Origin of the sequence: Caulobacter sp. 17J65-9 (genome assembly GCF_010975005.1) — a bacterium.
GTDB lineage: Bacteria > Pseudomonadota > Alphaproteobacteria > Caulobacterales > Caulobacteraceae > 17J80-11.
The window spans coordinates 1-2,217 of record NZ_JAAIVC010000277.1 but is presented as its reverse complement, the minus strand read 5'-3'; the positions used below and the strand labels follow the sequence as shown (position 1 = coordinate 2,217).

The 2,217-nt window shown below is 72.5% G+C and carries 2 protein-coding genes and 1 pseudogene; 1 reads left to right on the top strand and 2 read right to left on the bottom strand.

All coding sequences use genetic code 11. The annotated features are described in order from the left end of the window. Nucleotides 1-713 (bottom strand): DUF4167 domain-containing protein (locus tag G3573_RS21215; protein WP_240454836.1); only part of this gene is annotated, 713 nt, incomplete at its 3' end. Between the two features lie 252 nt (nucleotides 714-965). Continuing rightward, nucleotides 966-1,841 carry a peptide chain release factor N(5)-glutamine methyltransferase gene (gene prmC / locus G3573_RS21210; protein ID WP_163263625.1) on the bottom strand — a complete coding sequence of 292 codons (876 nt, stop codon included), beginning with the start codon at nucleotides 1,839-1,841 and terminating at the stop codon, nucleotides 966-968. A 142-nt stretch (nucleotides 1,842-1,983) separates the two neighbouring features. On the opposite strand from prmC, the pseudogene G3573_RS21205 reads away from it, so the two are divergent. Next, nucleotides 1,984-2,217, top strand: a pseudogene (locus tag G3573_RS21205) (hypothetical protein); the annotation flags it as partial.

Sequence of the window (2,217 nt, the reverse complement as noted above, 5' to 3'; positions counted from 1 at the left end):
CCCTTCGGCTCGATCACCGCCAGCGGGTCGCGGGCTTCGCGCGGCTGGTCGCGGCGTTCGTCGCGGCGGCGCTCGTAGCGGTCGCGGCGGCTCTCGCGGCGGCCCCCGCCTTGGCCTTCGCCGCCACGGGCTTCGCCCTCGAACCGGCGCTCGCCGCGATCTTCGCGGGGTTCACGCGGTTCGCGCGGCTCACGCGGCTCACGCGGTTCACGCGGCTCACGCATTTCACGCTGTTCGCGCGGCTCGCGGTCGCGCCGATCTTCACGACGCTCGTCGCGGCGCTGCTCATGGCGTTGTTCGGAGCGTTCCTCGCGGGCGCTCTGCTGGTCGCCGCCCTCCGTCTCGCCGGCCTCGGCCACGCCGTCCATCTCGATCGGCTCGCCGCTCTCGTCTTCGAAGTCGATGTCGAAGCCGGAGGCGAAGGCGTCGCGGGCGGCGATCTCGGAGACCGGGCGCTGCGGCTGCAGGGTGCGCAGGACGCGGAAGTAGTGCTCCGCGTGCTGCAGGAAGTTCTCGGCCAGCACCCGGTCGCCGGACGACGAGGCGTCGCGGGCCAGTTGCTGGTAGCGTTCGTAGACGTGCTGGGCGTTGCCGCGGACCTTGGTGTTCTCGGGACCCGTCGAGTCCCAGGCGCGGTTCGGGTTGGTGCTGCCGCCGCCGCCCTGGCCGCCGCCGCCGCCGGGCTTCCGGTTGCGGCCCCGCTGCCGCTTCATGCCGCCGCCCTTGAAATCTCTCATTCGGAATGACCGTCTGCTGGCGCGAGAGAACCGTCTCTCGCGCGTGCGGCTGTTCGGCCGATCAGGAGACGTTTGGTCCCCGCTGGTCTGGTCTTGAGCCGCTGTCGCATCTCCGCCCCGGCGTCTCGCGCGAAAATCCTCGCGCGTCGCCGCAAGCCCCGATCCACCGGTCTGGCGTTCCCGAAGGCGCGCTGAAGCCCGGCGATGTAGGTGGAGACCCCGTCAGTGTTATCCCGTCCGGCCGTCGCTTCCAAGCGGATTTTTGACGCCGGTCACGACCCGGTCCTTGGTCGCCAGGTCCTTGGCCGTACGCACCTGATCGCCGCCCGCCGCCTTGAACAGGGCCTCGACCTCGGCCGACTGGTCCCAGCCGATCTCAACGGCGAAAACCCCACCGGGTTTCAGCACCCGCATGATTTCGGGGGCGAGCAGGCGGTAGGCGTCCAGGCCGTCCGGACCGCCGTCCAGCGCCAGGCGCGGCTCGTGGTCGCGGACCTCCGGATCCAGGGTCTCGATCTCAGCGGTGCGGATGTAGGGCGGGTTGGAGACCACCAGGTCGAAGCTCTCGTCGCCCAGGCCCGCAGTCCAGTCGCCGCGCAGGAAGGCGGCGCGGTCGGCCAGGCCCAGATTGGACGCGTTCTCGCGCGCCACCGCCAGGGCCTCCTCGGACACGTCGACGCCCAGCCCCTTGGCGGCCGGGCGCTCGGCCAGCACCGCCAGCAGGATGGCCCCGGAGCCGACGCCGAGGTCCAGCATGGTGAAGCCCATCGCCTCCGGGAAAGCCTGCAGCACCACGTCGACCACGCTCTCGGTGTCGGGCCTGGGCACCAGCACGTCGGCGGTGACGCCCAGCAGGATCTTGTAGAAGCCCTTGCGGCCCAGGATGCGGGCCACCGGCTCGCGCTTCAGACGCCGCTCGACATAGCCCTCCAGCGCGCCGGCCTGCTCGGCCGACAGCTCGCGGTAGGGATCGGTGAGGATATCCAGCCTGGTCGCGCCGGAGGCGGCTTCAAGAAGCAGGCGGGCGTCGATGGCGGGGCTGTCGACGCCGGCGGCCTTCAGGCGCTGCTGGGCGTCGGTCCAGGCTTTCACGAGGGTGGGCATGAGGGCCTCCTATCGCTCGCGGGCGTCCCGACGCAAGGGGCGCACGCGAGCGGAACGGCGCGCAGCCCGCATCGTTTCCGCGTTCATGGCGCGTGCGCTGCGATCCTCAGGCGACCGACCCGGCTGGCGCCGGGCCCGCTTTGTGGCGGACGGCGCCGTCCTGCTGTTCGCCGGCTGGATGGTGCGCCGCCTGCTGGAGCCGCCGCAGCCGCCGCAGGGCGCGGCCAAGCCGGCCGGCCTCCACGCCCACGAGGTGCTGGACACCAGCCCCGAGGCCTTCGAGGCGCGCGAGCCCGGCCGCGGCCGCGCCGCGCGCACGCCCTGGGAGATCCCGGCCAAGGGCTGGACCGACGCCCAGCAGCGCCTGAAGGCCGCC

Bases quoted from the DNA above. Each gene is read 5' to 3' on its own strand.
- prmC (WP_163263625.1), bottom strand. From the start codon at position 1,841: ATGCCCACCCTCGTGAAAGCCTGGACCGACGCCCAGCAGCGCCTGAAG.